18 protein-coding genes are annotated in these 24,504 nt (G+C 71.0%); 7 read left to right on the top strand and 11 right to left on the bottom strand.

Translation table 11 applies throughout. The annotated features are described in order from the left end of the window. Positions 1 to 315: 315 nt before the first annotated feature. Positions 316 to 1,788, top strand: coding sequence for a PP2C family protein-serine/threonine phosphatase (locus ACFYRY_RS02340; protein ID WP_389139158.1), 1,473 nt, complete (start codon positions 316 to 318; stop codon positions 1,786 to 1,788). Between the two features lie 42 nt (positions 1,789 to 1,830). Here ACFYRY_RS02340 and ACFYRY_RS02345 read toward each other — a convergent pair whose 3' ends face one another. Beyond that, positions 1,831 to 3,324 carry a hypothetical protein gene (locus tag ACFYRY_RS02345; protein ID WP_389139159.1) on the bottom strand — a complete coding sequence of 498 codons (1,494 nt, stop codon included), beginning with the start codon at positions 3,322 to 3,324 and terminating at the stop codon, positions 1,831 to 1,833. Between the two features lie 247 nt (positions 3,325 to 3,571). Here ACFYRY_RS02345 and ACFYRY_RS02350 point away from each other — a divergent pair, with 247 nt between their 5' ends. Further along, complete coding sequence (locus ACFYRY_RS02350; protein WP_389139161.1) at positions 3,572 to 4,711, top strand: aminoglycoside phosphotransferase family protein; 1,140 nt, start codon at positions 3,572 to 3,574, stop codon at positions 4,709 to 4,711. Between the two features lie 271 nt (positions 4,712 to 4,982). After that, a complete protein-coding gene (locus ACFYRY_RS02355; RefSeq protein ID WP_389139163.1) occupies positions 4,983 to 6,953 on the top strand; it encodes an N-acetylmuramoyl-L-alanine amidase in 1,971 nt (656 codons plus the stop codon). 5 nt (positions 6,954 to 6,958) lie between these two features. Here the strand turns inward: ACFYRY_RS02355 and ACFYRY_RS02360 are convergent, their stop codons facing one another. From ACFYRY_RS02360 to ACFYRY_RS02385, 6 genes are all read right to left on the bottom strand, one after another. Next, positions 6,959 to 7,456, bottom strand: a complete 498-nt coding sequence (locus ACFYRY_RS02360; protein ID WP_356775198.1) for a hypothetical protein — start codon at positions 7,454 to 7,456, stop codon at positions 6,959 to 6,961. A 179-nt stretch (positions 7,457 to 7,635) separates the two neighbouring features. After that, the gene (locus ACFYRY_RS02365) at positions 7,636 to 7,878 is read right to left on the bottom strand and encodes a DUF397 domain-containing protein (protein WP_356775196.1); all 243 of its coding nucleotides are present in this window, start codon (positions 7,876 to 7,878) and stop codon (positions 7,636 to 7,638) included. An 80-nt stretch (positions 7,879 to 7,958) separates the two neighbouring features. Then, positions 7,959 to 9,125 carry a thiolase domain-containing protein gene (locus tag ACFYRY_RS02370; protein WP_389139165.1) on the bottom strand — a complete coding sequence of 389 codons (1,167 nt, stop codon included), beginning with the start codon at positions 9,123 to 9,125 and terminating at the stop codon, positions 7,959 to 7,961. Further along, positions 9,122 to 10,171, bottom strand: a complete 1,050-nt coding sequence (locus ACFYRY_RS02375) for a thiolase domain-containing protein (protein WP_389139167.1) — start codon at positions 10,169 to 10,171, stop codon at positions 9,122 to 9,124. Before ACFYRY_RS02375 ends, ACFYRY_RS02370 begins: the two co-directional genes overlap by 4 nt. Further along, a complete protein-coding gene (locus ACFYRY_RS02380; RefSeq protein ID WP_389139169.1) occupies positions 10,168 to 11,112 on the bottom strand; it encodes a Zn-ribbon domain-containing OB-fold protein in 945 nt (314 codons plus the stop codon). Before ACFYRY_RS02380 ends, ACFYRY_RS02375 begins: the two co-directional genes overlap by 4 nt. A 49-nt stretch (positions 11,113 to 11,161) precedes the next feature. Then, the gene (locus tag ACFYRY_RS02385) at positions 11,162 to 11,962 is read right to left on the bottom strand and encodes a crotonase/enoyl-CoA hydratase family protein (protein ID WP_389139171.1); all 801 of its coding nucleotides are present in this window, start codon (positions 11,960 to 11,962) and stop codon (positions 11,162 to 11,164) included. Between the two features lie 174 nt (positions 11,963 to 12,136). Here ACFYRY_RS02385 and ACFYRY_RS02390 point away from each other — a divergent pair, with 174 nt between their 5' ends. After that, positions 12,137 to 13,756, top strand: coding sequence for an acyl-CoA synthetase (locus ACFYRY_RS02390; RefSeq protein ID WP_389139172.1), 1,620 nt, complete (start codon positions 12,137 to 12,139; stop codon positions 13,754 to 13,756). 115 nt (positions 13,757 to 13,871) lie between these two features. Beyond that, entirely contained in the window at positions 13,872 to 15,887 is a 2,016-nt protein-coding gene (locus tag ACFYRY_RS02395) for a sulfatase (RefSeq protein WP_389139174.1), read from the top strand. Positions 15,888 to 15,911: 24 nt separating this feature from the next. On the opposite strand, the gene ACFYRY_RS02400 is transcribed toward ACFYRY_RS02395, so the two are convergent. Next, positions 15,912 to 16,637, bottom strand: a complete 726-nt coding sequence (locus tag ACFYRY_RS02400; protein WP_389139175.1) for an alpha/beta fold hydrolase — start codon at positions 16,635 to 16,637, stop codon at positions 15,912 to 15,914. A gap of 259 nt (positions 16,638 to 16,896) precedes the next feature. Here ACFYRY_RS02400 and paaK point away from each other — a divergent pair, with 259 nt between their 5' ends. Next, positions 16,897 to 18,195 (top strand): phenylacetate--CoA ligase PaaK, encoded by a 1,299-nt coding sequence (gene paaK / locus ACFYRY_RS02405; protein ID WP_389139177.1) that lies wholly within the window; start codon positions 16,897 to 16,899, stop codon positions 18,193 to 18,195. A gap of 11 nt (positions 18,196 to 18,206) precedes the next feature. Here the strand turns inward: paaK and ACFYRY_RS02410 are convergent, their stop codons facing one another. The 3 genes from ACFYRY_RS02410 to ACFYRY_RS02420 all read right to left on the bottom strand — a co-directional run bounded on the left by ACFYRY_RS02410 (position 18,207) and on the right by ACFYRY_RS02420 (position 22,512). Then, a complete protein-coding gene (locus ACFYRY_RS02410; protein WP_389139179.1) occupies positions 18,207 to 19,706 on the bottom strand; it encodes an acyl-CoA synthetase in 1,500 nt (499 codons plus the stop codon). Positions 19,707 to 19,813: 107 nt separating this feature from the next. Continuing rightward, a complete protein-coding gene (locus tag ACFYRY_RS02415; RefSeq protein WP_389139180.1) occupies positions 19,814 to 21,388 on the bottom strand; it encodes an acyl-CoA synthetase in 1,575 nt (524 codons plus the stop codon). Further along, a complete protein-coding gene (locus ACFYRY_RS02420) occupies positions 21,385 to 22,512 on the bottom strand; it encodes an NAD(P)H-dependent flavin oxidoreductase (RefSeq protein ID WP_389139182.1) in 1,128 nt (375 codons plus the stop codon). The genes ACFYRY_RS02415 and ACFYRY_RS02420 overlap by 4 nt, the downstream gene beginning before the upstream one ends. Before the next feature lie 167 nt (positions 22,513 to 22,679). Between ACFYRY_RS02420 and ACFYRY_RS02425 the strand changes: the two genes are divergently transcribed. Continuing rightward, the gene (locus ACFYRY_RS02425) at positions 22,680 to 24,479 is read left to right on the top strand and encodes a serine hydrolase (protein ID WP_389139184.1); all 1,800 of its coding nucleotides are present in this window, start codon (positions 22,680 to 22,682) and stop codon (positions 24,477 to 24,479) included. Positions 24,480 to 24,504 lie beyond the last annotated feature (25 nt).

The following is a 24,504-nucleotide window of genomic DNA, read 5'->3' on the forward strand; positions in this document are numbered from 1 at the left end:
CACATTAACGGAGGGTGGTCTGGATTCGGGCTCCCTTGCCACACTCCCTTAGAACGCACGACCGTCGAACGCCTGAATGGATGCGAGGGCGCCAACGTCGCACTCCATCAAATCCCGTACGAGACCTACGACTTGCGCGGCCCCGCACCCTCCGACAGGCGAGGAACAGAGCACTCCCCGAAGACTGTGGCATATGCCAGAAGCACCACCGTATCGTGTGTTGCCAAATCCCTTACAGCGCGTCGCGGGCTGTGCAACAGTCGTAACCGGTCCTTCCGTCCGCCTTGGTCGTACCGTCCCCCATCGGAGTGCGTCATGCCGTCCCATCTCTCCGCGGACCGCCCAGCCGCCCAGCCGCCAGGACGCGGCTCGGTCGACGCGCTCATTTCGCAGACGCGGCGACTCAAGGGCGACATGGACGCCGTACGAAGGGACACCCGACCCGACGGATCGGACCCACAGGACCGCTGGCAGCGCGCGCTGTACGACCTGGCACTGCACCAACTCGACGACCTGGACCAGCACTTGGCGCAGCTGCGGGACGGTCCGCCGCCGGTGCCCGCCGCCCCCACGTCGTCGGAGGAGCCCACCGTCCGAGCCGTGCCGCCCACTCCCCGGCACGGCTCTCTGATCAGCCGGGTGGGCAGCGCCGAGTGGAACCTCCTCACGGACGAGGCCAGCTGGTCCGCCGAGCTCTACCAGATCCTTGGCCGCGACCCCGCCTCTCCCCCGCTGACGCTCGACGAGCTGCCGTCCCTGGTGTGGGACGCGGACCGGCCGAAGCTGACGACGATGGTCACCGACTGTCTCATCGACGCCAAGCCCATCGACGGGGAGTTCCGGGTCGTGCACCCGGGCGGCGACATACGGACCGTGCACATGATGGGCGAGCCCGTGCTCGACCCTGACGGCAGCACCGCTTCGATGTGGGCGGTGCTGCGGGACGTCAGTGAACTGCGCCGGAGCCAGCGGGCGGTGAGCGAGACCCGTGACTCGCTGCACCGCCACCGGCACCAGGCGCAGACCGAGCACCGGCTCGCGGTCGAGCTGCAGGAAGCTGTGCTGCCGCCGTGGCGCGGCTCCCTGCGGCTCCCGCACCAGGGACCGGAGACACTCGACCTCGCGGCGCACTGTCTGCCGTCGACGACGAGCGCCCTGATCGGCGGTGACTGGTACGACGCCCTGGAACTCGCCGACGGCGAGACCCTCCTGAGCGTCGGTGACCTCACCGGCCACGGGGTCGCCGTGACCTCCGGCATGGCGACCCTGCTGGGTGCCGTCCGCGGAATGGCCGTGGCCGGCACCCAGCCCGGCCAACTGATGGCCTGGCTCAACCAGTTACTCGACGCCACCGTGCAGCCGGCCCTCGGCAGCGCGGTCTGCTGCCGCTACCGGCCACAGACCCGCACCCTGGTGTGGGCGCAGGCCGGACACCCCGCCCCACTGCTGTTCCGCGACGGGACGGGACGCAGGCTGCGCGCACCGGCGGGCGTTCTACTCGGTGCCACCTCCGGTGCCGTCTACGAGCAGGCCGAGGAAACCCTCCGCCCGGGCGACCTGCTCGTGCTGCACACCGAGGGGCTCGCGCCCGGGCGAGGGGAGTCCCCCCACCCGAGCGAAGCCGACGGCGAAAGGGATACGACGGCCGCGAACCGCCTGCTCGACCTGGCCCCGCGCCTCGGCGAGGCGCGCACCGCTCAGGACTGTGTGCGGATGATCGTGGCGGAGTTCGGCGAGGACGAGCGCGAGGACGACGCCTGCGTGCTCGTCGCCAAGGTGATGTCGTAACCACCGCCTCGCCGCCGCCCGACAGGTCCGGGACGCCACCCCTTACGCCGGCGCGGTGTTGCCGCCCCTGCCCTTCGGCCTGGGCAACGCCAGCCTGATCTCCTCCCGCAATTCGTTGATCTTCGGATAGCCGGAGTACTCGGCGGTGAGCCGGTACATCTGGCGCAGTCGGTCCCAGGTGCGGTGGGAGGAGTTGGAGCCCATCGACACCAGGGCGAGCCGCGCGTACCGGTCCGCCTGTTCGGGGTCGTCGCCGATGAAGCAGGCGGAGGCCATGGACAGGAAGTCGAAGATCTTCGACCGCTGGCGACCGTCGACCCTGAGGGCCAGCGCCTTCTCCGCGTAGTGCTGGGCGTGCACGGCCGCACCCGGATCGTGCTCGGCCAGCGTGCGGTAGGCCAGGGCCTGCATGCCGTACAGATCCTCCTCCTTGAAGGTCTGCATCCAGCTCGGCGCCGGTACGTCGCCCCGGTCGGACACGAAGAGGTCCTCCGCCTGTCCGAGGGTGCGGCGCATCGCCTGGCCCTTGCCCATGGAGGCCTGGGCCCAGGCCTCGATGGTGTGGAGCATCGCCCTGGTCCGCGGCAGCACCTCGTCACCGGAGCCGGACTGGGCGAGCTTCATCAGGTCGAGCGCGTCGTCGGGCCGGCCCAGGTGCACCATCTGGCGAGCCGCTCGGGAGAGCGCCTCCCCGGCGCGGGGCCGGTCGCCGCCCTCTCTCGCGGCATGGGCGGCGATGACGAAGTACTTCTGGGCCGTGGGCTCCAGGCCGACGTCGTGGGACATCCATCCCGCGAGGACGGCGAGATTGGCGGCGACGCCCCACAGGCGCCGCTGAAGGTGGTCGGGGTGCCGGTAGGCGAGCATGCCGCCCACCTCGTTGAGCTGGCCCACGACCGCCTTGCGTTGCAAGCCGCCGCCGCGGGCCGCGTCCCAGGCCCGGAACACCTCGACCGAGCGCTCCAGTTCCTCGATCTCCTGTGATCCGATGGGAGCGGCCTCGTAGCGATCGAGTCCGGCGGGGTCGGCGTGCAGAGGGTCGTCGAACTGGGGAGCGTCGGCCGTCAGCGCCGGATCGGTGTGCAGCCAGTCGTACATGGCACTGCTGAGTGCGGATCCCGCGGCGAGCGCGGCGCCCGCGCCCACCAAGCCGCGTCGGTTGAGCATGAGGTCCATTCCCGTGAATTCGGTGAGGACCGCAGCAGTCCGCTCGGGCGCCCACGGCACTTGGTCGGGATGTTCCGCACTCCCGTCGCCCTGCCGTCTTCCCGCACGCCCGTGCCGGACCAGACCGAGGTCCTCGATGGTCACGACACGGCCGAGACGCTCGGTGAACAGGACCGCCAACACCCTCGGCACCGGATCGCGCGGGATCTCTCCCGTGTCGATCCACCGCCGCACCCGTGAGGTGTCGGTCGACAGCTGGGGGTGGCCCATGGCCGCCGCCTGCTTGTTGACCAGCCTCGCGAGTTCGCCCTTGGACCAGCCGGCCAGGCCGAACAGGTCCGACAGGCGGGTGTTGGGTTGTCCGCTCACGTCAAGCCCCCAGGTACTCGGCTGAGTTGACAGTAGCCCGGTGAGAGTTGCCGGGCGACTATTCGCCACGGTTCGCCAGGGTGCGCCAGATGGTGTGCCAGTGGTCATCGGGTGTCAGGTAGGAATGCGCCACCCCGACCCGGTCCCGCCTTCCTGGAACACCGGACGCATTCCCCAGGGTGCGCCCAGGGGACCGGGCCGGGCAGCGCACTGTTGTAGCAGGCACACGAAGGGATCTGTCTCGCCCATGTACGCAGCATCGTCCTCCGTGTCCGCCCCACCCCGTTCGCTGCATCCCCGGCCTGCGGGCGGCGGCCCCTATCTCGACCCCGCACGTCCCACGGCCCCCGTGCTCGGCGCGGGCAGGGCACGGCGCGTGCCGGGGCTCGGCACCCAACCGCTCAGCGGGAGACTCGACTTGTCCGGCCCCCAGGGCGCCCAGCTGCGCACGGCGATCGCGTCGGTGCACCGGATCTGCCCGGAATTCGCCCCGGTGCAGGTGCTGCGCCGCAGCGGACGCTCCGTGCTCCTGGTCGGCACGACGGGGCGCAACACCGCCGTCGCCAAGTGTTTACTGGACCACTCCCCCGTGTGGGCCGAGCGGATCCGCCACGAGATAGCCGCATACCGCTCGTTCGTCCGGCACCGCCCCCCGGTGCGCGTGCCGAGGCTGATCGCCGCGGACCCCGACAACTGCACCCTCGTCATCGAGCGGATGCCCGGACGGGTGGCGGCACTGCACCGGCACCCCGCCGAGGCCCCGCCCCGCGCGGACATCAGGGCGGCGCTCGGCGCGGTCTGCCGGCTCAACTCCTGGCGGCCGCCGGCGGGCACCTTCGACGCCCCGCTCGACTACGCGACCCGGATCAACCGCTACCACGAGCTGGGGCTGCTCACCGACCGGGATCTGGGTGACCTGCAGAAACTGCTCCACGGCATCGCGGCGACCGCGGGCCGCCAGGGCATGGGCCAGTTCTGTCACGGCGACGCGCTCCTGTCCAACATCCTCCTGTCCCCGGCCGGTCCAGTGCTGGTGGACTGGGAGCACGCGGGCTGGTATCTGCCCGGGTACGACCTGGCCACGCTGTGGTCGGTTCTCGGGGACGCCCCGGTGGCCAGGCGGCAGATCAGCCAGATGGCCCAGTCGGCGGGACCCGCGTCGCGGGACGCGTTCCTGGTGAACCTGATGCTGGTGCTGACCCGTGAGATCCGTACCTACGAGATGGCCGTTCAGCGTTCGATGCACGACACGACCCCGACGGCGCCGGGAGGAGCCCACCCCGGTGCCGCGCCGTCCGGCGAGGAACAGCGGCTGCTGCTGAGGCGGCTGCACGACGACTGCCAGCTGGCCCGCCGGGCCGTACGCGCGGCGGTCGGCACTCGCTGACGGGGACGAGGATCCGCGGCACGCCGAGCAACGGCGTGCCGCGGATTTTCGTATGTCCGGGACCGGCCGGACGGGCGACTTTCCTGATCATTGGCGTACACCACTGACACCCGGCAGGTCCGCGGGCCTGAGCCATGAAACGCCCGTGGACCGGGCTGACATGGGAATTCCTCCACCCCTGGGCATGATTGACGGATCATCGGAAAACGGGTAGCACTGACGCACGCCCGGCCCCGCGCGGTTCATCGCTCGTCCGTCCCAGGAGGCTGCATTGCGAGGATCCCTCACCGCCCCCCGCAGGAAGGCCCGGCACAGAGCCGTCCGAGGAACCGCGGGGGCGCTCGGCTCGGCCGCGCTGCTCCTGCCGTTGCTCGGCGCGGCCCCCTCCGAGGCGCAGACCACCGACCCGCTCCGGTCGGCCTTCGTCTCCGCGGCCTCCGAGTACCAGGTGCCGCAGAGCGTCCTTCTGGGCGTCTCCTATCTCCAGTCCCGATGGGACACCCACGACGGGGCGCCGAGTGTCACCGGCGGCTACGGCCCGATGCACCTCACCGACGCCCGCGGCGCGCTCACCCGCGCGGCGGCACACCACAGCGAGGGCACGGAGGACGCCCGGGGTGACGGCGCCCGTCCGCCGCTGCACCCCAAGACCAAGACCAAGTTCCCCGACGCCTCCGCGCTCCCGGCCCGGCTCAGGACCCTGTCGAAGGCGGCGGAGCTGACGGGGCTCAGCACCGAGCGGCTGCGGACCGACCCCGCCTCGAACGTGGCCGGTGGCGCCGCACTCCTCGCCGCCGCCCAGAAGGACCTCGGCGAACCCCTGAGTCAGGATCCGGCGGACTGGTACGGGGCCGTGGCCCGGTTCTCCGGCGCGGACGACAGCGCCACGGCCGCCGCCTACGCCGACGACGTGTACGACGTCCTGCGCACCGGCGAGGAGCGCACCACCGACACCGGCCACAGGCTCGCCCTGGCCGCCCGGCCCGGCCTGGTCCCGAACACCGCGCAGCTCGCGCGGACGGGGCTGCGGACCCTCGACCCGGGCGGAACGGAGTGCCCGAGGACGGTGTCCTGCGAGTGGGTCCCCGCCCCCTACGAGGAGTTCGGCGACGGTGACTACGGCAACCACGACCTGGGCGACCGGCCGGCGTCCCAGAGCATCGACTACATCGTCATCCATGACACCGAGGGCACCTGGGACACGGTTCTCGACCTGGTGCGGGACCCGACCTATGTGTCGTGGAACTACTCTCTGCGGTCCACGGACGGTCACATCGCCCAGCATGTGAAGGCGAAGGACGTGGCCTGGCACGCGGGCAACTGGTACGTCAACGCCAAGTCGATCGGTCTGGAGCACGAGGGCTTCCTGGCGGACCCGGATGCCTGGTACACGGAGGCGATGTACCGCTCATCGGCGCGACTGGTGAGATATCTGGCCGGGAAGTACGACATCCCGCTGGACCGGCAGCACATCCTGGGCCACGACAATGTGCCCGGCCCCACCACGTCGACCGTCCCCGGCATGCACACGGATCCGGGCCCGTACTGGGACTGGCGCCACTACTTCGAGCTGCTGGGGCGCCCCTTCGAACCCAGCGCGGGTACGCGTGGCGGGCTGGTGACCATCCGCCCCGACTACGCCGGGAACCAGCCCGAGTACACGGGCTGCGTCACCCAGGGCGAGCCCTGCGCGGCCCACGGTTCCGGCGAGGTCCGGCTGTACTCCGACCACGACGAGAACTCCGCCCTGATCAAGGACATCGGTCTGGGCACGGACCCCACGCCCGGGGTGAACGACCTGTCCTCACGTGTCTCCACCGGCCAGCAGTACGCCGTCGCCGACCGCCACGGCGACTGGACGGCGATCTGGTTCCTGGGCCAGAAGGCCTGGTTCAAGAACCCGGGGAAGCACCCGACCGCGGTGAACGCGAGGGGGCGGGTGGTGACGCCGCGGGCCGGTCTGACGAGCGTCCCGGTGTACGGCAGGGCCTACCCGGAGGCGGCGGCCTATCCGACGGGAGTGCCCGTCCAGGCGGTCTCGCCGCTGCCGTATCAGCTGCGGGCGGGCCAGAAGTACGTGGTCGGGGACCGGGTGCCGGGCGAGTACTTCTACGCGGTCACCTTCGGCACCGACTCGCACAAGGTGGTGACCGGCGAGGACCTGTACTACGAGATCCAGTTCGGTCACCGGGTGGCGTTCGTGCGGGCCGCCGACGTCCAGGTGGTGCCGTCGGCCGGGTAGCCGCCTCAGCCCTGCTGGAACAGCTCCGCCGGGAGCGGCTTCAGCAGGGCGTACAGGTCGTCGGTGATGGGGCGGTCCCACGCGGCGATGGTCACCAGGACGTTGTCGCTGCGGTCGAACTGCACGCAGGAGATCCGGCTCTCGGAGAGCTTCAGGCGACGCACGATCAGGAGGTTGTCGCCCTGCATCACGGGCATGTCCTCGGTGCTGACGACGCTCACCTCCTCGTCGTTCTCCAGGGCCAGCAGCAGCTGTCCCACCTCGAAGGGGATCTCGTCGTCGGCGATGTCACGGGCCGGGGAGCCCTCCGGCAGGTTGCCGATGATCATCGCGGGGCCGCGGCCTCCGAACAGGTCGTACCGCAGGTACAGGCCCTGGCAGGTGCCGTCGGGGGCGGGCAGCAGGCCGGCGTTCAGATTGCCGGGCCAGTCGCTCGGGTCCATGGCCAGGACGTCGAAGTCGGGCCCGGCGGGAGTGGCGCTGCGGCGGCGGAGGAACGACATGCCGCCATGGTACGTGGCCGCGCCCGGTCCGTGGCGTGTGGGCGGACCCTAGGTGATGTTCGTGAGGGCGGGCCACCCGGCCGTCTGTGGACCGTCGGCCCCCGCGATCACCGAGAATCGACCCGCCGGGTCGGTCCGGCGGGTCGGCTCGGCGGTCCGTCCGGCCGCGGTCCCGGCGATCAGGTGAGGTCGAACTCTCCTTCCCGCGCCCCCGACACGAACGCGCCCCACTCCGCGGGTGTGAAGATCAGGGAAGGGCTGTCCGCGCGGCCGCTGTTGCGCATCGCGATGAATCCCTCGACAAAGGCGATCTGGACATCCCCCAGGCCACGGCTGCTGGAGTGCCAGTCGGCGTTGCTGAGGTCCAGCTCGGGCTTGTCCCAGCCCATGAGCGGCTGCTGCTGGATGGTGGTCTCGGCCACGTCCGTGCTCCTCCCGATTGCGTCCGCGGTCAGCCTAGCGACCGGTTCCGGGCGCCAACAGGCCACGTGAGGGGGACCTTTCAGGAGTCGGGTGGCCGTGACCCCACCAGCCACATCGCGAAGAACTGGGATCCGCCGCCGTAGGCGTGTCCGAGTACTCTGCGCGCCCCTTCCACCTGGTGTTCCCCGGCCTGTCCGCGTACCTGGAGTGCCGCCTCGGCGAAGCGGATCATGCCGGAGGCACCGATGGGGTTGGTCGACAGGACACCGCCCGACATGTCGACGGGCAGGTCCCCGTCGAGTTCGGTCACCCCGGACTCGGTGAGTTTCCAGCCCTCGCCCTCGTCGGCGAAGCCGAGGTTCTCCAGCCACATGGGCTCGTACCAGGAGAACGGCACGTACATCTCGACGGCGTCGATCTCCCGGCGCGGGTCGGCGATCCCGGCCTGCCGGTAGACGTCGGCCGCGCAGTCCTGGCCGGCCCGCGGCGAGACGGCGTCCTTGCCGGCGAAGAGGGTGGGTTCGCTGCGCATCGCGCCGCCGTGCATCCAGGCCGGGGGGCGGGGCGCGCGGGCGGCTCCGGCGCGGTCGGTGAGGATCATCGCGCAGGCGCCGTCGGAGGAGGGGCAGGTCTCCGAGTAGCGGATGGGATCCCAGAGCATGGGCGAGGCCTGGACCTTCTCCAGGGTGATGTCGTGTTCGTGGAGGTGCGCGTAGGGGTTCTTCAGCGCGTTGCGCCGGTCCTTGTACGCGACGAGGGAACCGACCGTCTCGGGCGCGCCGCTGCGCCGCATGTACGCGCGCACATGCGGTGCGAAGAAGCCGCCGGCCCCGGCGAGCAGGGGCTGCTGGAAGGGGATCGGCAGGGACAGGCCCCACATGGCGTTCGACTCGGACTGCTTCTCGAAGGCGAGGGTGAGCACGGTGTGGTGGACGCGGGCCGCGACCAGGCTCGCGGCGACCAGGGCGGTGGACCCGCCGACGGAGCCCGCGGTGTGCACCCGCAGCATGGGCTTGCCCACCGCGCCGAGCGCGTCCGCGAGGTACAGCTCCGGCATCATCACGCCCTCGAAGAAGTCGGGCGCCTTGCCGATGACGACGGCGTCGACGTCCGCCCAGGTCAGCTCGGCGTCGTCGAGGGCGCGCCGGGCGGCCTCCCGGACCAGTCCGGCGATCGACACGTCCCGGCGCGCCGCGACGTGCTTGGTCTGGCCGATGCCTACGACGGCCACGGGTTCCTTGCTCATCGCGGATCCCCTTCGAGTACGGCGACCAGGTTCTGTTGCAGACAGGGGCCGGAGGTGGCGTGACCGAGGGCGCGGTCGGACTCGCCGCGGTGGACGCGTGCGGCGGCCTCGCCGATGCGGATGAGTCCGGCCGCCATGATCGGATGGGCGGCGAGCGCTCCTCCGGACGGGTTCACGCGCACGTCGTCGCGCAGCCTGAGCGCCTTGCGCAGGACGACCTCCTGCGCGGTGAAGGGCGCGTGCAGTTCGGCCGTGTCGACGGGCCGGTCGAAGGCGCCGGCCTTCTCGGCGGCCAGGCGGGTGGAGGGTGAGTCGGTCAGGTCCCGCACACCCAGACCGTGTGCCTCGACGCGGTGGTCGATGCCGCGGATCCAGGCGGGCCGTGCGCACAGTTCCCGGGCGCGGTCCCCGGCCGCGAGGATCACGGCGGCGGCGCCGTCACCGATGGGCGGGCAGTCGCCGGTGCGCAGCGGGCGTACCACGTACTCCCCCCGCGGCACCGCACCTCGCAGCTGGGCGTGGGAGTTGGCCGCCGCGTCCTCTCGGCTCCGGGCGGCGACGGCCGCGAGCCCGGGCTCGTCCGTGTCGCCCGCGTCGATGAGGGCCTGGGCCTGGAGGGCGGCGAGGGCGACGGAGTCGGGCCACAGGGGGGCCACGTAGTACGGGTCGAGCTGGCGGGTCAGCACGTCACGCACGGAGCCGGGCGAGGACTTGCCGTAGGAGTACACGAGCGCGGTGTCGGCGTCGCCGGTACGCAGCTTGGTCCAGGCCTCGTACAGGGCCCACGCCCCGTCCATCTCGACATGCGACTCGGAGATCGGCGGCCAGGCGCCGACGCCGTCGAGGGCGAGGGTGAAGGAGAAGGCACGCCCGGCGAGGTAGTCGCTGGAGCCGGAGCAGGTGAACTCGATGTCCGCGGTCTTCAGGCCGGTCTGCGCGAGGACGTCGTGCAGGACCGGCATCAGCATCTCGACCTCGGAGACGTCGTGCGAGGTACGCCGGTGGTCGGTCTGCGCGAAGGCGACAACCGCAATGTCTCGCGTCACAGCAGCTCCCGGTAGGTGTCGTAGTCCGCGTCGGGTTCGCCGGTCGGCCGGTAGTGGTCGGGGTAGCGGGAGTCGTCGCTCCACACGGCTTCGACGCGCAGGCCCATGCGTACCTGGTCGTAGGGAATGCCGCCGATCCGGCCGTGCAGGGCGAGGTCGGCGCCGTCGAGGGCGATGTGGGCGTAGACGTACGGCACCTCGATGTCGAGGTTCTTCGCCTTGATGTTGACGATGCAGTACGTGGTCACCGTGCCGCGCGGACCCACCTCGACCTGTTCGGATGTGGCGACACCACAGGTGGGGCACGCGCCCCTCGGAGGGACGTACACCTTGGTGCAGGACGGGCAGCGTTCGCCGACCATGCGCCGGTCGCCCAGTGCGTGGATGTAGGCGGACTGGGCGCGGCCGGGCGAGTAGGTGTAGTCGAGGCGGGCGGCGGCGACGATGCCGGTGACCGGGTTCTCGAACTCGCCGCTGTGACCGGTGGGTTCGTGCTGGTCGGTGCCGTCGTACGGCTCGAAGCAGGCGATGTCCGTGATGGCGCCGGAGCGTTCGTCGGCCCAGCGGACCCGGACCCGCATGCCGGTGTGCACGGCGTCCGGGCCGGGGGCGTCGAGGGCGTGCAGGAGGGCGGTGTCGGCGCCGTCGAGGCGGACCAGGGCCCAGGCGAACGGGGTGGCCAGGGGCTGGCCGCGGCGGGGGGCGGGGTTCCAGGCCCAGGTGGTGACCGTGCCGGTGGGGGCCACCTCGACCAGGTCGCCGATCTCCTCGGCGGTGACGGGGTCGTACTCGACGGGCGGGACGAGGACGCGGCCGTCGCCGGTGCGTACGCCCAGGACGACGCGCTCACGCAGGCCGGTCAGGAAGGCGCTCTGGACGGGGCCGAGGGAGCGGGTGAAGGGGAACTCGACGACGAGCGGGGCTTGGAGGACTTCGGGCATCCCGGATGTCTCCTTTCGAGGGAGGGTCGGGTGCGGTCCGGGCATGAGGTCAGGCGCGCTTGTACTCGGGCGGTCGCTTCTCCGCGAAAGCGCGGGCGCCTTCCTTGGCGTCGGCGGTGTCGAAGACGGGCCAGCCGCGCCCGAGTTCGGCGGCGAGGCCGTCGGTCTCGGTCAGTTCCGCGGTCTCGTACACCGAGGCTTTGACGGCCTCGACGGCGAGCGGGCCGCAGGCGTTGATCTGTTCGGCGATCTCCAGCGCCTTGGCGAGCGCGTCGCCGTCGGGGACGACATGACCGATCAGGCCGATGCCGGCGGCCTCGCGGGCGCTGTAGGGGCGGCCGGTGAGCAGCATCTCCAGCGCGTGGGTGCGGGGGATCTGGCGTTGCAGCCGGACCGTGGAGCCGCCGATCGGGAAGAGGCCGCGTCTGACCTCGAACAGGCCGAAGGTCGCGGACTCGCCCGCGACGCGGACGTCGGTGCCCTGGAGGATCTCGGTGCCGCCGGCGACGCAGTACCCCTCGACGGCGGCGATCACCGGCTTGCGTGGGCGGTGGTGGCGCAGCATCGCCTTCCAGTGCAGGTCCGGGTCGGCCTTCAGGCGGTCCCGGAGGTGCTCGCCCGCCATGCCCTTACCGGCAAGGGCCTTGAGGTCCATGCCCGCGCAGAACGCCCCGCCGGCGCCGGTGAGCACGATCGAGCGGATCTCGTCGTCGGCGTCGGCCTCGATCCAGCCGTCGTACAGACCGACCAGCATCGACAGCGAGAGCGCGTTCTTGGCGTCGGGCCTGTTGAGCGTGAGTACCAGTGTGGCGCCTTCGCGCCGCACCGTGAGGTGTTCCGTCCCAGCCATGGGCCATCTCCCCTCTGACAGAACGAGAACAGGTTGCAGGAGTGGCCGGGGCACTTCAAGGGTTTTCTGACACACAGTCAGATTTCTTCGGTGCGGGCCCTTCACAGTTGCGGCGCCCTTTGCTCTGATGACGGCGAACCGACCGAAGCCAGGCACCCGGGGTCAGGAGGAGCGGTGGAGTACAACCTTGCCGACCTGTTCGAGTCGGTCGTCGACGTGGTCCCGGACCGCGAGGCACTCGTGTACGTCGACCACCCCGGCACCGGCGCGGAGCGCCGTCTGACATACGCGGAGCTGGACGCGGCCGCCAATCGCGTCGGCCACCATCTTCTCGACAGCGGAGTGCGTCCGGGCGAGCACGTCGGGCTGCACCTGTACAACGGTGTCGAGTACCTGCAGACCGTGCTCGGCTGCCTGAAGGCGCGGATCGTGCCGGTCAACGTCAACTACCGCTATGTGGAAGACGAGTTGGTCTATCTCTACCGGGACGCCGACCTGGCGGGCCTGGTCTTCGACGCGGAGTTCACGGACCTGGTGGCGGCGGCGCTGCCGCACACGGACGCGCTGCGGCACCTGGTGCGTGTCGGAGCGCCGGCACCGGCGGCGGCCGAGGTCGCGGCGGTCACCTTCACGGACGCCGAGGCGGCGGCGTCCGCCGAGCGCGGCTTCGCGTCCCGCTCGGGAGACGACCAGTTCATCATCTACACGGGCGGCACGACCGGGATGCCCAAGGGCGTGATGTGGCGTCAGGAGGACCTGTTCTTCTCCGGGCTCGGCGGCGGCGCGCCGACCGGTGAGCCGGTGAAGCGGCCCGAGGAACTGGCCGAGCGGGTCGCGGCCGGCGGGGCGGGGATCACCTTCCTGCCCGCTCCGCCACTGATGCACGGCACCTCCACGCTGACGGCGTTCATCGGCTTCAACTTCGGCCAACGGGTGGTGCTGCACCGCAAGTTCGTGCCGGAGGAGGTGCTGCGGACGATCGAGAAGGAGAAGGTCACCAGCATGTCGCTGGTCGGCGACGCGATGCTGCGTCCGCTGATCGACGCGCTCGAAGGTCCGCTGAAGGGCGTCGACATGTCCTCGATGTTCAGCGTGTCGTCCTCCGGGGCGATCATGTCGGACACGGTCCGCCGGCAGTTCCAGGCGCTCGTCCCGAACGTGATGCTGCTCAACAACTTCGGCTCCTCGGAGTCGGGCTTCAACGGCACCGCCACGGCGGACTCCGGCCCCGAGCGGGGCTTCCGCGTCCGCGTCAACTCCCGTACGCAGGTGGTGGATCCGGCGACCCGCGAGCCGGTCGCCGTGGGCGAGATCGGGCGGGTCGCCCAGTGCGGTCATGTGCCGCTCGGCTACTACAACGACGTGCGCAAGACCGCCGAGACCTTCTTCGAGAAGGACGGCGAGCGGTGGGTGCTGCTCGGCGACATGGCCACCGTCGACGAGGAGGGTGTGGTCACCGTGCTCGGGCGGGGCTCGCAGTGCATCAACACGGGCGGGGAGAAGGTGTATCCGGAGGAGGTCGAGCAGGCGCTCAAGTCCCATCCGCACGTGTACGACGCGCTGGTGGCCGGGGTGCCGGACGCGAAGTGGGGACACCAGGTGGCGGCCGTGGTGCAGTTGCGCGGCGGTGCCCCGCGGCTGTCCCTGGAGGAGGTCCAGACGCACTGCCGTGCCCGGCTGGCCGGTTACAAGATCCCGCGTCGGCTGGTGATCACCCAGACGCTCCGGCGCTCGCCCAGCGGCAAGGCGGACTACCGGTGGGCCCGGGAGGTGGCCGCGGCGGCGGAAGAATGAATTCCGGGTCCCTCGGTTGAACCGATGACGACGTGTGGACGTACTGGTGGTGGCAGGTTCGGCCCTCGGGCCTTGTTTGCCATGCCATTGCACGACTGCACGGAAGGACCGCCGGGTGTCGCTCTTCACTCGCCATCGTCAACTGCCCGACACCGAGGGTGAGGCGGTCCCGGACGGCGGCGGCTCCGCTGTGACGGACGGGCCGAGAGAGGACGAGGCGGCCGAGAAGACGGGCGGGGACGCCGACACGGCGGAGGGGACGGCCGCCGAGACGGAAGAAGCCGCACCGGACGAGGACAAGCGGGCAGCAGCACCGGCCGACGAGGGGAAGGCGGCCACGCCGGAGGCGTCGGACGACACCGCCGCCGATCCGGCGGAAGCGGCGGAAGCGGCGGAAGCGGCGGAAGCGGCGGAAGCGGCGGAAGCGGCGGCCGAGGATCACCCCGAGGACCAGCCCGACCCCGGCGAGGCCCTCGACTCCCCGAAACCCGGCTGGTTCGGTTGGCGCCGCCGCTATCCCGGCGCGGCGCGCGGTGTGGCGGTAGGCACGAGTGTGCTGGCCGGTGCGGTGGTGCTCGCCGCGCTGCTCATGCCCAACCGGCTCGACCGGCTCTCGCTGCTCTCCTTCGTCCGTCTGCCGGTCGAGGGGATCGTCCTGGCGTGTCTGCTGCTCGCCCTTCCCGAAAAGCCGCGGCGGATCACCGCCGTGGTATCAGGCATCCTGCTCGGACTGTTCACCGTCCTGAAGTTCATGGACATGGGCTTCAACCAGTTCCTGGCCCGGCCCTTCGACCTCGTCTTCGACTGGATCCTGCTGGACGACGCCGCTGACTTCGTCAGGGAGTCGTTCGGCCGCGCGGGCGAGGTGCTCGCGGTGGTCGGGGTGATCGTCCTGCTGATCGCCGTCCTCACGCTGAGCACGCTCGCGGTGGTGCGGCTGACGAACGTCCTGGCCCGGCACCGTCCGGCGGCCGTCCCCACCACCCTTGTCCTCGGCACCGCGTGGATCACCTGCTTCACGCTGGGTGTGCAGGTCGGCGGAGTCACGATCGCGACCAAGGGCAACACCGAGTTCCTCGCCAACCGGGTGGAGAGCGTGCGCAACGGCCTGGGCGACGCCAAGGTCTTCGAGAAGCAGGCCGCCGTCGACGCCTTCGCGGCCACCCCGCCGGACCAGCTGCTGACCGGACTGCGCGGCAAGGACGTGATGTTCACGTTCATCGAGAGCTACGGCCGTGTGGCCCTCGACGACCCGGCGATGGCACCGGAGTTGGACGCGACCCTGAAGGAGGGCACGAGCCGGCTCAAGGCGGCCGGTTTCGAGTCGCGCAGCGCCTGGCTCAGGTCGCCGGTGGCGGGCGCCGGCAGCTGGCTCGCCCACTCGACGTTCCTGTCCGGCCTGTGGGTCAAGAACCAGCAGCGGTACCGCGCCCTGACCACGGGCGACCGGGCGACCCTCACCAGCTACTTCCAGAAGACCGGTGCCTGGCGCACGGTCGGCATCGTCCCCGGTGTGCGCAAGGCCTGGCCGGAGGGCAAGTACTTCGGCCTCGACCACATCTACGACTCCACCCACCTCGGCTACAACGGCCCGTACTTCAGCTGGACGCCCGTACCGGACCAGTTCAGCCTGGAGGCCTTCGAACGCCTGGAGCACGGCAAGAAGAACCGCGATCCGATCATGGCGGAGATCATCCTGGCCTCCAGTCACAACCCCTGGTCCCCCATCGCCCACATGACCGACTGGGACAAGCTCGGCGACGGATCCGTCTTCGAGCAGATCAAGAAGGAGGGCACCGACCCCACGGAGGTCTGGCAGAAGCCGGAACGTGTGCGCACCGAGTACCGGAAGGCCATCCAGTACTCCCTGCAGAGCCTGACCGAATGGGTCGAGCGCTACGGCGACAAGAACACGGTCCTGGTCTTCCTCGGCGACCACCAGCCGGTCCCCACGGTCACGGCAGGCGACAACCGCAAGGACGTGCCGATCACGATCGTCGCCCACGACAAGAAGGTGCTGGACCGGATATCGGACTGGGGCTGGAGCGACGGGCTCAAGCCTGCCGAGAACGCACCGGCCTGGGGCATGGACAAGTTCCGCGACCGCTTCATGACGACGTACGGGAAGTGACGCCCGCCTGACGCAAGGCGCGCCTCAGGCCGTCAGAAAGTCCTCCAGGACGGCCAGGAACTCCTCCGGTCGCGTCTCGTGCACCAGATGTCCGGCGTCGATGGTCACCAGCCGGGAGTCCGGGATCAGTTCGGCGAGAACGGCGATCTGATCCTGCGGGATGAGGCTGGTGGCCCCGCCCCCGATCAGCAGTGTGGGCATGGTGATCCGATCCATGTGATCCCACCACACGGGATCGGGGGCGTTGCGCTGTCCGTCGGTGGCCCGCACCATGGCCCAGTCGAACGGCAGGTCGCCGTCGGGTCGGGCGGCGGGCGGCCGGGGCGGGTCGAGCGGTATCGGCGCGGGTACGTCCTCCAGGACGAGACGTCGTACGACCTCGGGTGCGCGTTGTGCGAGCAGGTAGCCGACGGCGCCTCCCAGCGAGTGCCCGATCACGTCGACACGCTCGATACCGAGGGCGCCGAGGAAGTCCAGGACGTCGGCGCACATCGCCTCGTACGCATACGCCTCGGGGCCCGCGCCCGGTTCGGTGCCGGGCCAGTCGCTGCGGCCGTGACCGCGCAGGTCGGGGGCGTACACACGGCGGGCCGGGACACCCGCGGCCAGCCGCGCGGCGATAGGTGCCCAGTCCGCGCCGTCGGCGCCCCGGCAATGCAGCAGGAGCAGCGGCGGCGCGCCCTCAGGGCCCCAGGCACGGTACGCGAGGGTGATGCCGTTCGCCTTGACGGTGCGGGGTGCGGGGTCCATGCCGATGACCGTATCCGCGGGGCCGACGGGCCACGGCCCGTATCTGCCGACAGCAGAGGCGGCGCGCCGGCCCTGAAGGGGTGACAGTTCGGCGTGTCGGGGATCCGGGTGACCGGGCGGGAGGGCCGCTACGGGGTTGCCTGGCAGAAAGTGCGGGCCCTCCCCTTGCCCCGCCGGGGGCCGCCTGGATTACTGATCCCGAACACGTCGACCGAATGATCGGTCGTCCGGATCGTGCGGTGCGGAGGGAGAGGTCGGCATGACGGACGCGACGGACCTGCTGGACCCGGGGGAACGGCTCGACGCGCAGGCGCTGCGGACGGTGCAGCTGGAGCGGTTGCGGGCCTCGCTGCGGCACGCCTACGACCATGTGCCCTTCTACCGGCAGTCCTTCGACAAGGCCGGAATCCGCCCGGACGACTGCCGCTCGCTGGCCGACCTGGCCCGTTTTCCCTTCACCACCAAGGCGGACCTGCGGGAGAACTATCCGTACGGGATGTTCGCCGTGCCCCGGGACCGCGTCCGGCGCCTGCACGCGTCGAGCGGCACCACCGGGCGCCCCACGGTCGTCGGCTACACCGACGGCGACCTCTCCCTGTGGTCCGACATGGTGGCGCGCTCCATCCGCGCGGCGGGCGGGCGGCCCGGAGACACGGTGCATGTGGCGTACGGCTACGGGCTGTTCACCGGCGGACTCGGCGCGCACTACGGCGCCGAACGTCTCGGCTGTACGGTCATTCCCGCGTCCGGCGGCATGACGGCCCGCCAGGTCCAGCTGATCCAGGACCTCCGGCCCGAGATCATCATGGTGACGCCGTCGTACATGCTGACGATCCTCGACGAGTTCGAGCGGCAGGGCGTCGATCCGCGCGGCACCTCGCTGCGGGTCGGGGTCTTCGGTGCCGAACCGTGGACCGAGCAGATGCGGCGGGAGATCGAGGAGCGGTTCGCGATCGACGCCGTCGACATATACGGGCTGTCCGAGGTGATCGGCCCGGGGGTGGCGCAGGAGTGCGTGGAGACCAAGGACGGGCTGCACATCTGGGAGGACCACTTCTTCCCCGAGGTCGTCGATCCCCTCACCGGCGAGGTGCTGCCGGACGGCGAGCGGGGCGAGCTGGTGTTCACCTCGCTCACCAAGGAGGCCATGCCGGTGGTCCGCTACCGGACGCGGGACCTGACCCGCCTGCTGCCGGGCACGGCCCGCGTCTTCCGGCGGATGGAGAAGGTGACCGGCCGCAGCGACGACATGGTGATCCTGCGCGGGGTGAACCTGTTCCCCACCCAGATCGAGGAGATCGTGCTGCGCACGCCGGGCGTCGCACCCCACTTCCAGCTCCGGCTGACCCGCGAGGGCCGCCTGGACGCCCTCACCGTCAGGGCGGAGGCCCGCCCCGGTGCCACGCCCGAGGACCGGGAAACGGCCGCGCGGGCCATCACGGCGGCCGTGAAGGACGGTATCGGCGTGTCGGCCCTGGTCGAGATCGTCGATCCGGAGTCGCTGGAGCGGTCGGTGGGCAAGATCCGCCGGATCGAGGACCTGCGTCCACGCCAGTGACCGGCGCCTCCCTAACCGTGCGAAAACCTGTCCCTGAGCTCCCGCTTGAGGATCTTCCCGCTGGCGTTGCGAGGGAGTTCGTCCACGAACACCACCCGCTTCGGAGCCTTGAAGTGGGCGAGTTTCTCGCGCGCGTGGGCGAGGAGGTCCTCCTCGGTGACCTCGCCGCGCGGGACGACGACCGCGGTGACGGCCTCGATCCACCGGTCGTCGGGCAGACCGATCACCGCGACCTCCGCGACGGCGTCGTGGGTGTAGAGCGCGTCCTCGACCTGGCGTGAAGCCACCAGGACCCCACCGGAGTTGATGACGTCCTTCACCCGGTCGACGATGGTGAAATAGCCGTGCGCGTCCCGCACCGCGAGGTCGCCGGAGTGGAACCAGCCGTCGCGGAAGGCCTCGGCGGTCTCCTCGGGCTTGTCCCAGTAGCCCTCGCACAACTGCGGGGAACGGTAGACGACTTCGCCGGGGGTGCCGTCGGGCACCTCCTTGCCGTCCTCGTCGACCACCCGGGCGTCCACGAACAGGACGGGCCGGCCACAGGAGTCCATCCGGCCCTTGTGCTCGTCGGGCGCGAGGACGGTCGCCAGGGGGCCGATCTCGCTCTGGCCGAAGCAGTTGTAGAAGGCCAGCTTCGGGAGCCGCTCCCGCAGCCGTTCCAGGACGGGCACCGGCATGATCGACGCGCCGTAGTACGCCTTGCGCAGTCCGCCGAGGTCGCGGGTGGCGAAGTCGGGGCGGCCGGACAGGGCGATCCAGACCGTGGGCGGAGCGAACAGGCTGTCCACTCGGCCGGACTCGATCAGGTCGAACAGGCGGTCGCCGTCCGGCGCGTCGAGGATGGTGTTCGTGGCGCCGACCGCCAGGTACGGCAGCAGGAACACATGCATCTGGGCCGAGTGGTACAGCGGCAGCGAGTGCACCGGGCGGTCGCCCGCGCTGAGGTCGAGAGCGGTGATCGCGCTCAGGTACTCGTGCACCAGGGCACGGTGGGTCATCATCGCGCCCTTGGGCAGGGCCGTGGTGCCGGAGGTGTAGAGCAGCTGCACCAGGTCCTCGCCGCGCGGCTCCGGGCCGTCGTACGCGGGTGCCGAGGCCAGCCGCGCCAGCAGCGAGTCCTCGGTGTCACGCAGCGGCAACGTCCGTACGCCGTCGGGGAGTTGACCGGCGAGGCCGGGGTCGGTCAGCACCAGCGCGGTGCCCGACTGGTTCACGATGTACGCGAGGTCGTCGCCGGTCAGGTTCTGGTTGACCGGCACATGCACCAGGCCCGCGCGGGCACAGCCGAGGAAACCGATCAGGTAGGCGTCGGAGTTGTGGCCGTAGGCGCCGACCCGGTCACCGGGAACGAGTCCCTCCCCGAGGAGCAGCCCGGCCGCGCGGGAGACGGCCTGGTCCAGTTCGTCGTACGTCCAGGCGCGGTCGGCGTACTCCACCGCCACGCGCGCCGGGGTGCGTCGGGCACTGCGGCGCAGCACCCCGTCAACGGTACTGCCGTGTCCAGGCGTCATGACACATGATCCTCGGTCCGTCGCGGAAGGAGGTCAAGCACCGTCGAGCACCCCGGCTCGGGACACCTGTCACTCCGTAGGTGACAGCTCGCCGGGGCGGCCGCTGGTCACACCGGTCGGGTGCGGCCCTCCCAGTAGGGGTCCCGCAGCCGCCGCTTGTACAGCTTGCCGTTGGGGTCGCGGGGCATCTCGGCGATGAAGTCGACGCTCTTGGGCCGCTTGTACCCGGCGAGCCGCTCGGCGCAGTGGTCGAGGAGGGCGGCCGCGAGGGCGGGGCCGGGCTCGTGGCCGGGTGCCGCCTCGACGACCGCCTTGACCTCCTCGCCCCAGTCGTCGTGCGGGATGCCGAAGGCGGCGGCGTCGGCGACCGCGGGGTGGGCCAGCAGGACGGACTCGATCTCGGCGGGGTAGATGTTCACGCCGCCCGAGATGATCATGTCGATCTTGCGGTCGCGGAGGAAGAGGTAGCCGTCCTCGTCGAGGCAGCCGAGGTCGCCCACGGTGAAGAAGTCACCGATGCGGTTCTTCCGTGTCTTGGCGTCGTCCTTGTGGTACGAGAAGCCGCCGGTGTTCATCTTCAGGTAGACGGTGCCGAGTTCGCCGGGGGGCAGCCGGTTGCCGTCGTCGTCGAAGATCGCGAGCTCGCTGATGGGCCAGGCCTTGCCGACCGTGCCGGGCTTCTTCAGCCAGTCCTCGGCGGTCGCGAAGGCTCCGCCGCCCTCGCTGGCCGCGTAGTACTCCTCCACACAGTGGCCCCACCAGTCGATCATGGCCCGCTTGACGTGGTCGGGACAGGGCGCGGCGCCGTGGATGGCGTGCCGCATGGACGACACGTCGTAGCGCGCCCGTACGTCCGCCGGCAGGGCCAGCAGGCGGTGGAACTGGGTGGGGACCATGTGGGTGTGCGTGCACCGGTGGGTGTCGATCAGGCGGAGCATCTCCTCGGGCGTCCACTTGTCCATCAGGACCAGGCGGTGGCCGATGTGCAGGGACGCGCCCGCGAACTGGAGTACGGCGGTGTGGTAGAGCGGTGAGCAGACGAGGTGCACGTTGTCGTCGAACGGGCGGATGCCGAAGATGCCGAGGAAGCCGCCGAGGTACGCCTCCTCGGGTGCCTTGCCGGGCAGCGGGCGCCGGATGCCGCGCGGGCGGCCGGTGGTGCCCGAGGTGTAGTTCATGACCCAGCCGAGTGTGCGGTCGGTGGGCGCCGACTCCGGTTGTCCGTCGAGGAGTTCGGCGTACGGCCGGAAACCTTCGACCGCGCCGACCGCGTACCGGTGGGTGGCGGGAAGGCCGGCCTCGTCGGCGGCGTGGCGGGCGGGTCCGGCGAAACGTTCGTGGGCGAGGAGGACCTTGGCGCCGGAGTCGGCGACGATCCAGGCGATCTCGGGGCCGACGAGGTGGTGGTTGACGGGGACGAGGTAGAAGCCGGCCTGGCTGGCGGCCAGGTACGCGGTGAGGAACTCCGGCCCGTTGGGCAGGACCACCGCGAAGGCGTCGCCGCGTTCCAGTCCGGCCGCCCGCAGCCCGTGCACGAGGCGGTTGGTGGCGGCGTGCAGGCGTCCGGCGGTCCACGGTTCACCGTCGGGTGCGATGAGGACCGTGCGGTCCGGGTCGGCGGTGGCCTGGGCCCAGAAGCCGGTGGGGGGTGTGCTGGGGGTGGCAGCGGGAGAGGTGCTCACGACTGGCCGCTCCTTCCGGCGATGCGGTTGACGCGGTCGACGGCCCGTTCGAAACCCCGGGTGAGGTCGTCGAAGACGGCCTGAACGCTGCGTTCGCTGGTCATCCGGCCGACGATCTGACCGACCGGCGTACCCAGCAGCGGTTCGACCTCGTACGTCTGGATGCGGGAGACGGCCTCGGCGACGAGGAGTCCCTGCAGGGGCATGGGGAGGGTGCCGGGCCCGTCCGGGTCGTCCCAGGCGTCGGTCCACTCGGTGCGCAGTTGGCGGGCCGGCTTTCCGGTGAGGGCGCGGGAACGGACGGTGTCACCGGAACCGGCGGCGAGCAGCTTCCGGGTCAGCGCCGGCGAGTGCATGTCCGCCTCCGTGGTGGTCAGCCACAGGGAACCCAGCCACACTCCCTGGGCGCCGAGCGCCAGCGCGGCCGCCACCTGCTGCCCGCTGCCGATCCCCCCGGCGGCCAGCACCGGCAGTGGGTCGACGGCCTCGACGACCTCGGGCGTGAGCACCATGGAGGCGATCTCGCCGGTGTGACCGCCGGCCTCGTACCCCTGGGCGACCACGATGTCGATGCCCGCCTCCTGGTGCTTGCGGGCGTGCCGGGCGCTGCCCGCGAGTGCGGCGACGAGCACGTCCTGGTCGTGGGCGCGGTCCACCACGTCGGCGGGCGGCGAGCCGAGCGCGTTCGCCAGCAGCCGTATCGGATAGTCGAAGGCGACGTCGAGTTGGGTGCGGGCGACCTGTTCCATCCAGCCGGTGATGCGCCAGCCGGAGGCCTCACCCGCGGCGAGTTCGGGTACGCCGTGCTTGGCGAGGGTGTCCCGGACGAACTGCCGGTGCCCCTCGGGGATCATCGCCTCGACGTCGGCCTCGGTCAGTGGTTGGCCTCCCGGGGCCTCGACCTTCTTGGCGGGCATGACGACGTCGAGACCGTACGGCTTGCCGCCGATGTGTGCCTCGATCCAGTCGAGGTCGCGTTTGAGGTCGTCGGGTGCGGTGTAGCGGACCGCGCCGAGCACCCCGAGTCCGCCGGCCCGGCTGATGGCCGCGGCGACGGCGGGGAACGGCGTGAAGCCGAAGACGGCGTGCTCGACTCCCAGTGTCTTGCTCAGCTCCGTCTGCATGGGCGCAGGATGCCGCAGTCCTCCGGACGACGGAAGAGGTTTTCTGATGCTCCGTCAGTTTTCTTCGGTGGCCGCACGTCCCGTTGACACACCGCCCGCCTGACACGAAAGTTTCACCGCGCACGGTGATCCCGGAAAGATACTTTCAGTCAGCGGGAGGTTCACCCATGAAGGACGACACGGCGGACAGCGGGGCGAACGGCAGCGGACCGACCCGCCGTCAACTCGGGCGAGCGGCAGTGGCCTTGGGCGGCGCCCTCACCCTCGCCCCGTTACCGGCGGGACCGGCCGACGCCGCCGAGCCGGCCCGGCCGACCGGACGTCCCACCCTGCGGCACGGCTCCCCGCGACGCGCGGGGCTGCTTCCCGCGCACCTGCGTCAACTCGTCAGCGACGCCGAGGCCTTCCTCGGCCCCTCCCCCAGCCATCCCTGGTACGCGGGTGCCGTACTGCTCGCCGGGCGGGGCGGCACGGTGGCCCTGCACCAGCCCATCGGCATGGCGGTGCGCTACCGGTCGTACGACGAGACGACCGACACGGGCGTCGAGTTCCCGGCCGCCCAGCAGATCCCCATGGCCGAGGACACCGTCTTCGATCTGGCCTCCGTGTCGAAACTGTTCACCTCTATCCTCGCGGTGCAGCAGATCGAGCGGGGCGCGCTGGAGCTGGAGGGCCGGGTCGCGGGATACCTCCCGGAGTTCGGCCGGGCAGGCAAGCAGGACATCACGATCCGTCAACTCCTCACCCACACCTCGGGTTTCCGCGCCTGGCTGCCGCTGTACAAGGCCCCGTCGTACGAGGAGAAGCTCCGACTCATCTGGGACGAGGCGCCGCTCAACCCGCCGGGGACCGCCTACCTCTACTCGGACCTCAACCTGATCTCCCTGCACCTGGTACTGGAGAAGATCACAGGCCGCTCACTGGACGCCCTCCTCCACGACGAGGTCACCGCGCCGCTCCGCCTGCGTCACACCCGCTACAACCCGCCCGCGTCCTGGAGACCGGGGATCGCCGCGACGGAGGACGCCCGCGCCCCCTGGTCGGGGCTCGACAGAGGCCTCGTGTGGGGTGAGGTGCACGACGAGAACGCGTTCAGCCTCGGTGGCGTGGCCGGTCACGCCGGGGTGTTCTCGAACGCCTGGGACCTGGCCGTCCTCGGCCGGACGCTGCTCAACGGCGGCACCTACGGCCGTGCCCGCATCCTGCGGCCGGAGTCGGTGGAGCTGCTGTTCACCGACTTCAACACCGCCTTCCCCGGCGACGAGCACGGCCTCGGTTTCGAGCTGTACCAGCACTGGTACATGGGCGCGATGGCCACCCCGCGCACGGCGGGCCACACCGGGTTCACCGGGACCTCGCTGGTCCTCGACCCGACCACCGACTCCTTCCTGATCGTGCTCGGCAACTCGGTGCACCCGGTGCGTGGTTGGCGCTCGGGGTCCGCTCCCCGGGTGGCGGCCGGCAACGAGATGGCGCGGGCCGTCGCGGTCCGGCCCGCGCACGGACGCGCCGCCTGGTTCTCGGGCATGGCGAGCTCGACGACCGCCACGCTCAGCCTCCCCGGCCTCGACACGTCCTCGGACGCCGCGCGACTGCGCTGCGCGCTGTGGTGGGACACCGAGCCGCGGACGGATGTGCTCGTCCTGGAGGCCTCCACGGACGGCGGCGCGAGCTGGCTGCCGGTTCCGTTCACGACGAAACACCCCGGCGGCCGGCCGCTGCCCCACCCGGACGGCACGGCCACCGGCTGGTCGGGCCGCGTCTGGCACCACCTCACGGCCGACCTGCCGACCGCCCGCCACCTGGTCCTGCGCTGGCGGTACACGACCGACGGACGGTACGTCGGCCGCGGCGCCTACGTCGACGGGGTACGGGTCGAGGCGGCGACCGGTGTCCTGTTCGACGAGGCACGTCCGGCGGACGCGGCGCGCGTCGAGGCGGCCGGGTGGGTGCCGTCGGCGGACTAGAGTCCCCGAGGCGTCGGCCGTGAAC

It is taken from the genome of Streptomyces sp. NPDC005263 (genome assembly GCF_042872365.1).
Taxonomy (GTDB): domain Bacteria; phylum Actinomycetota; class Actinomycetes; order Streptomycetales; family Streptomycetaceae; genus Streptomyces.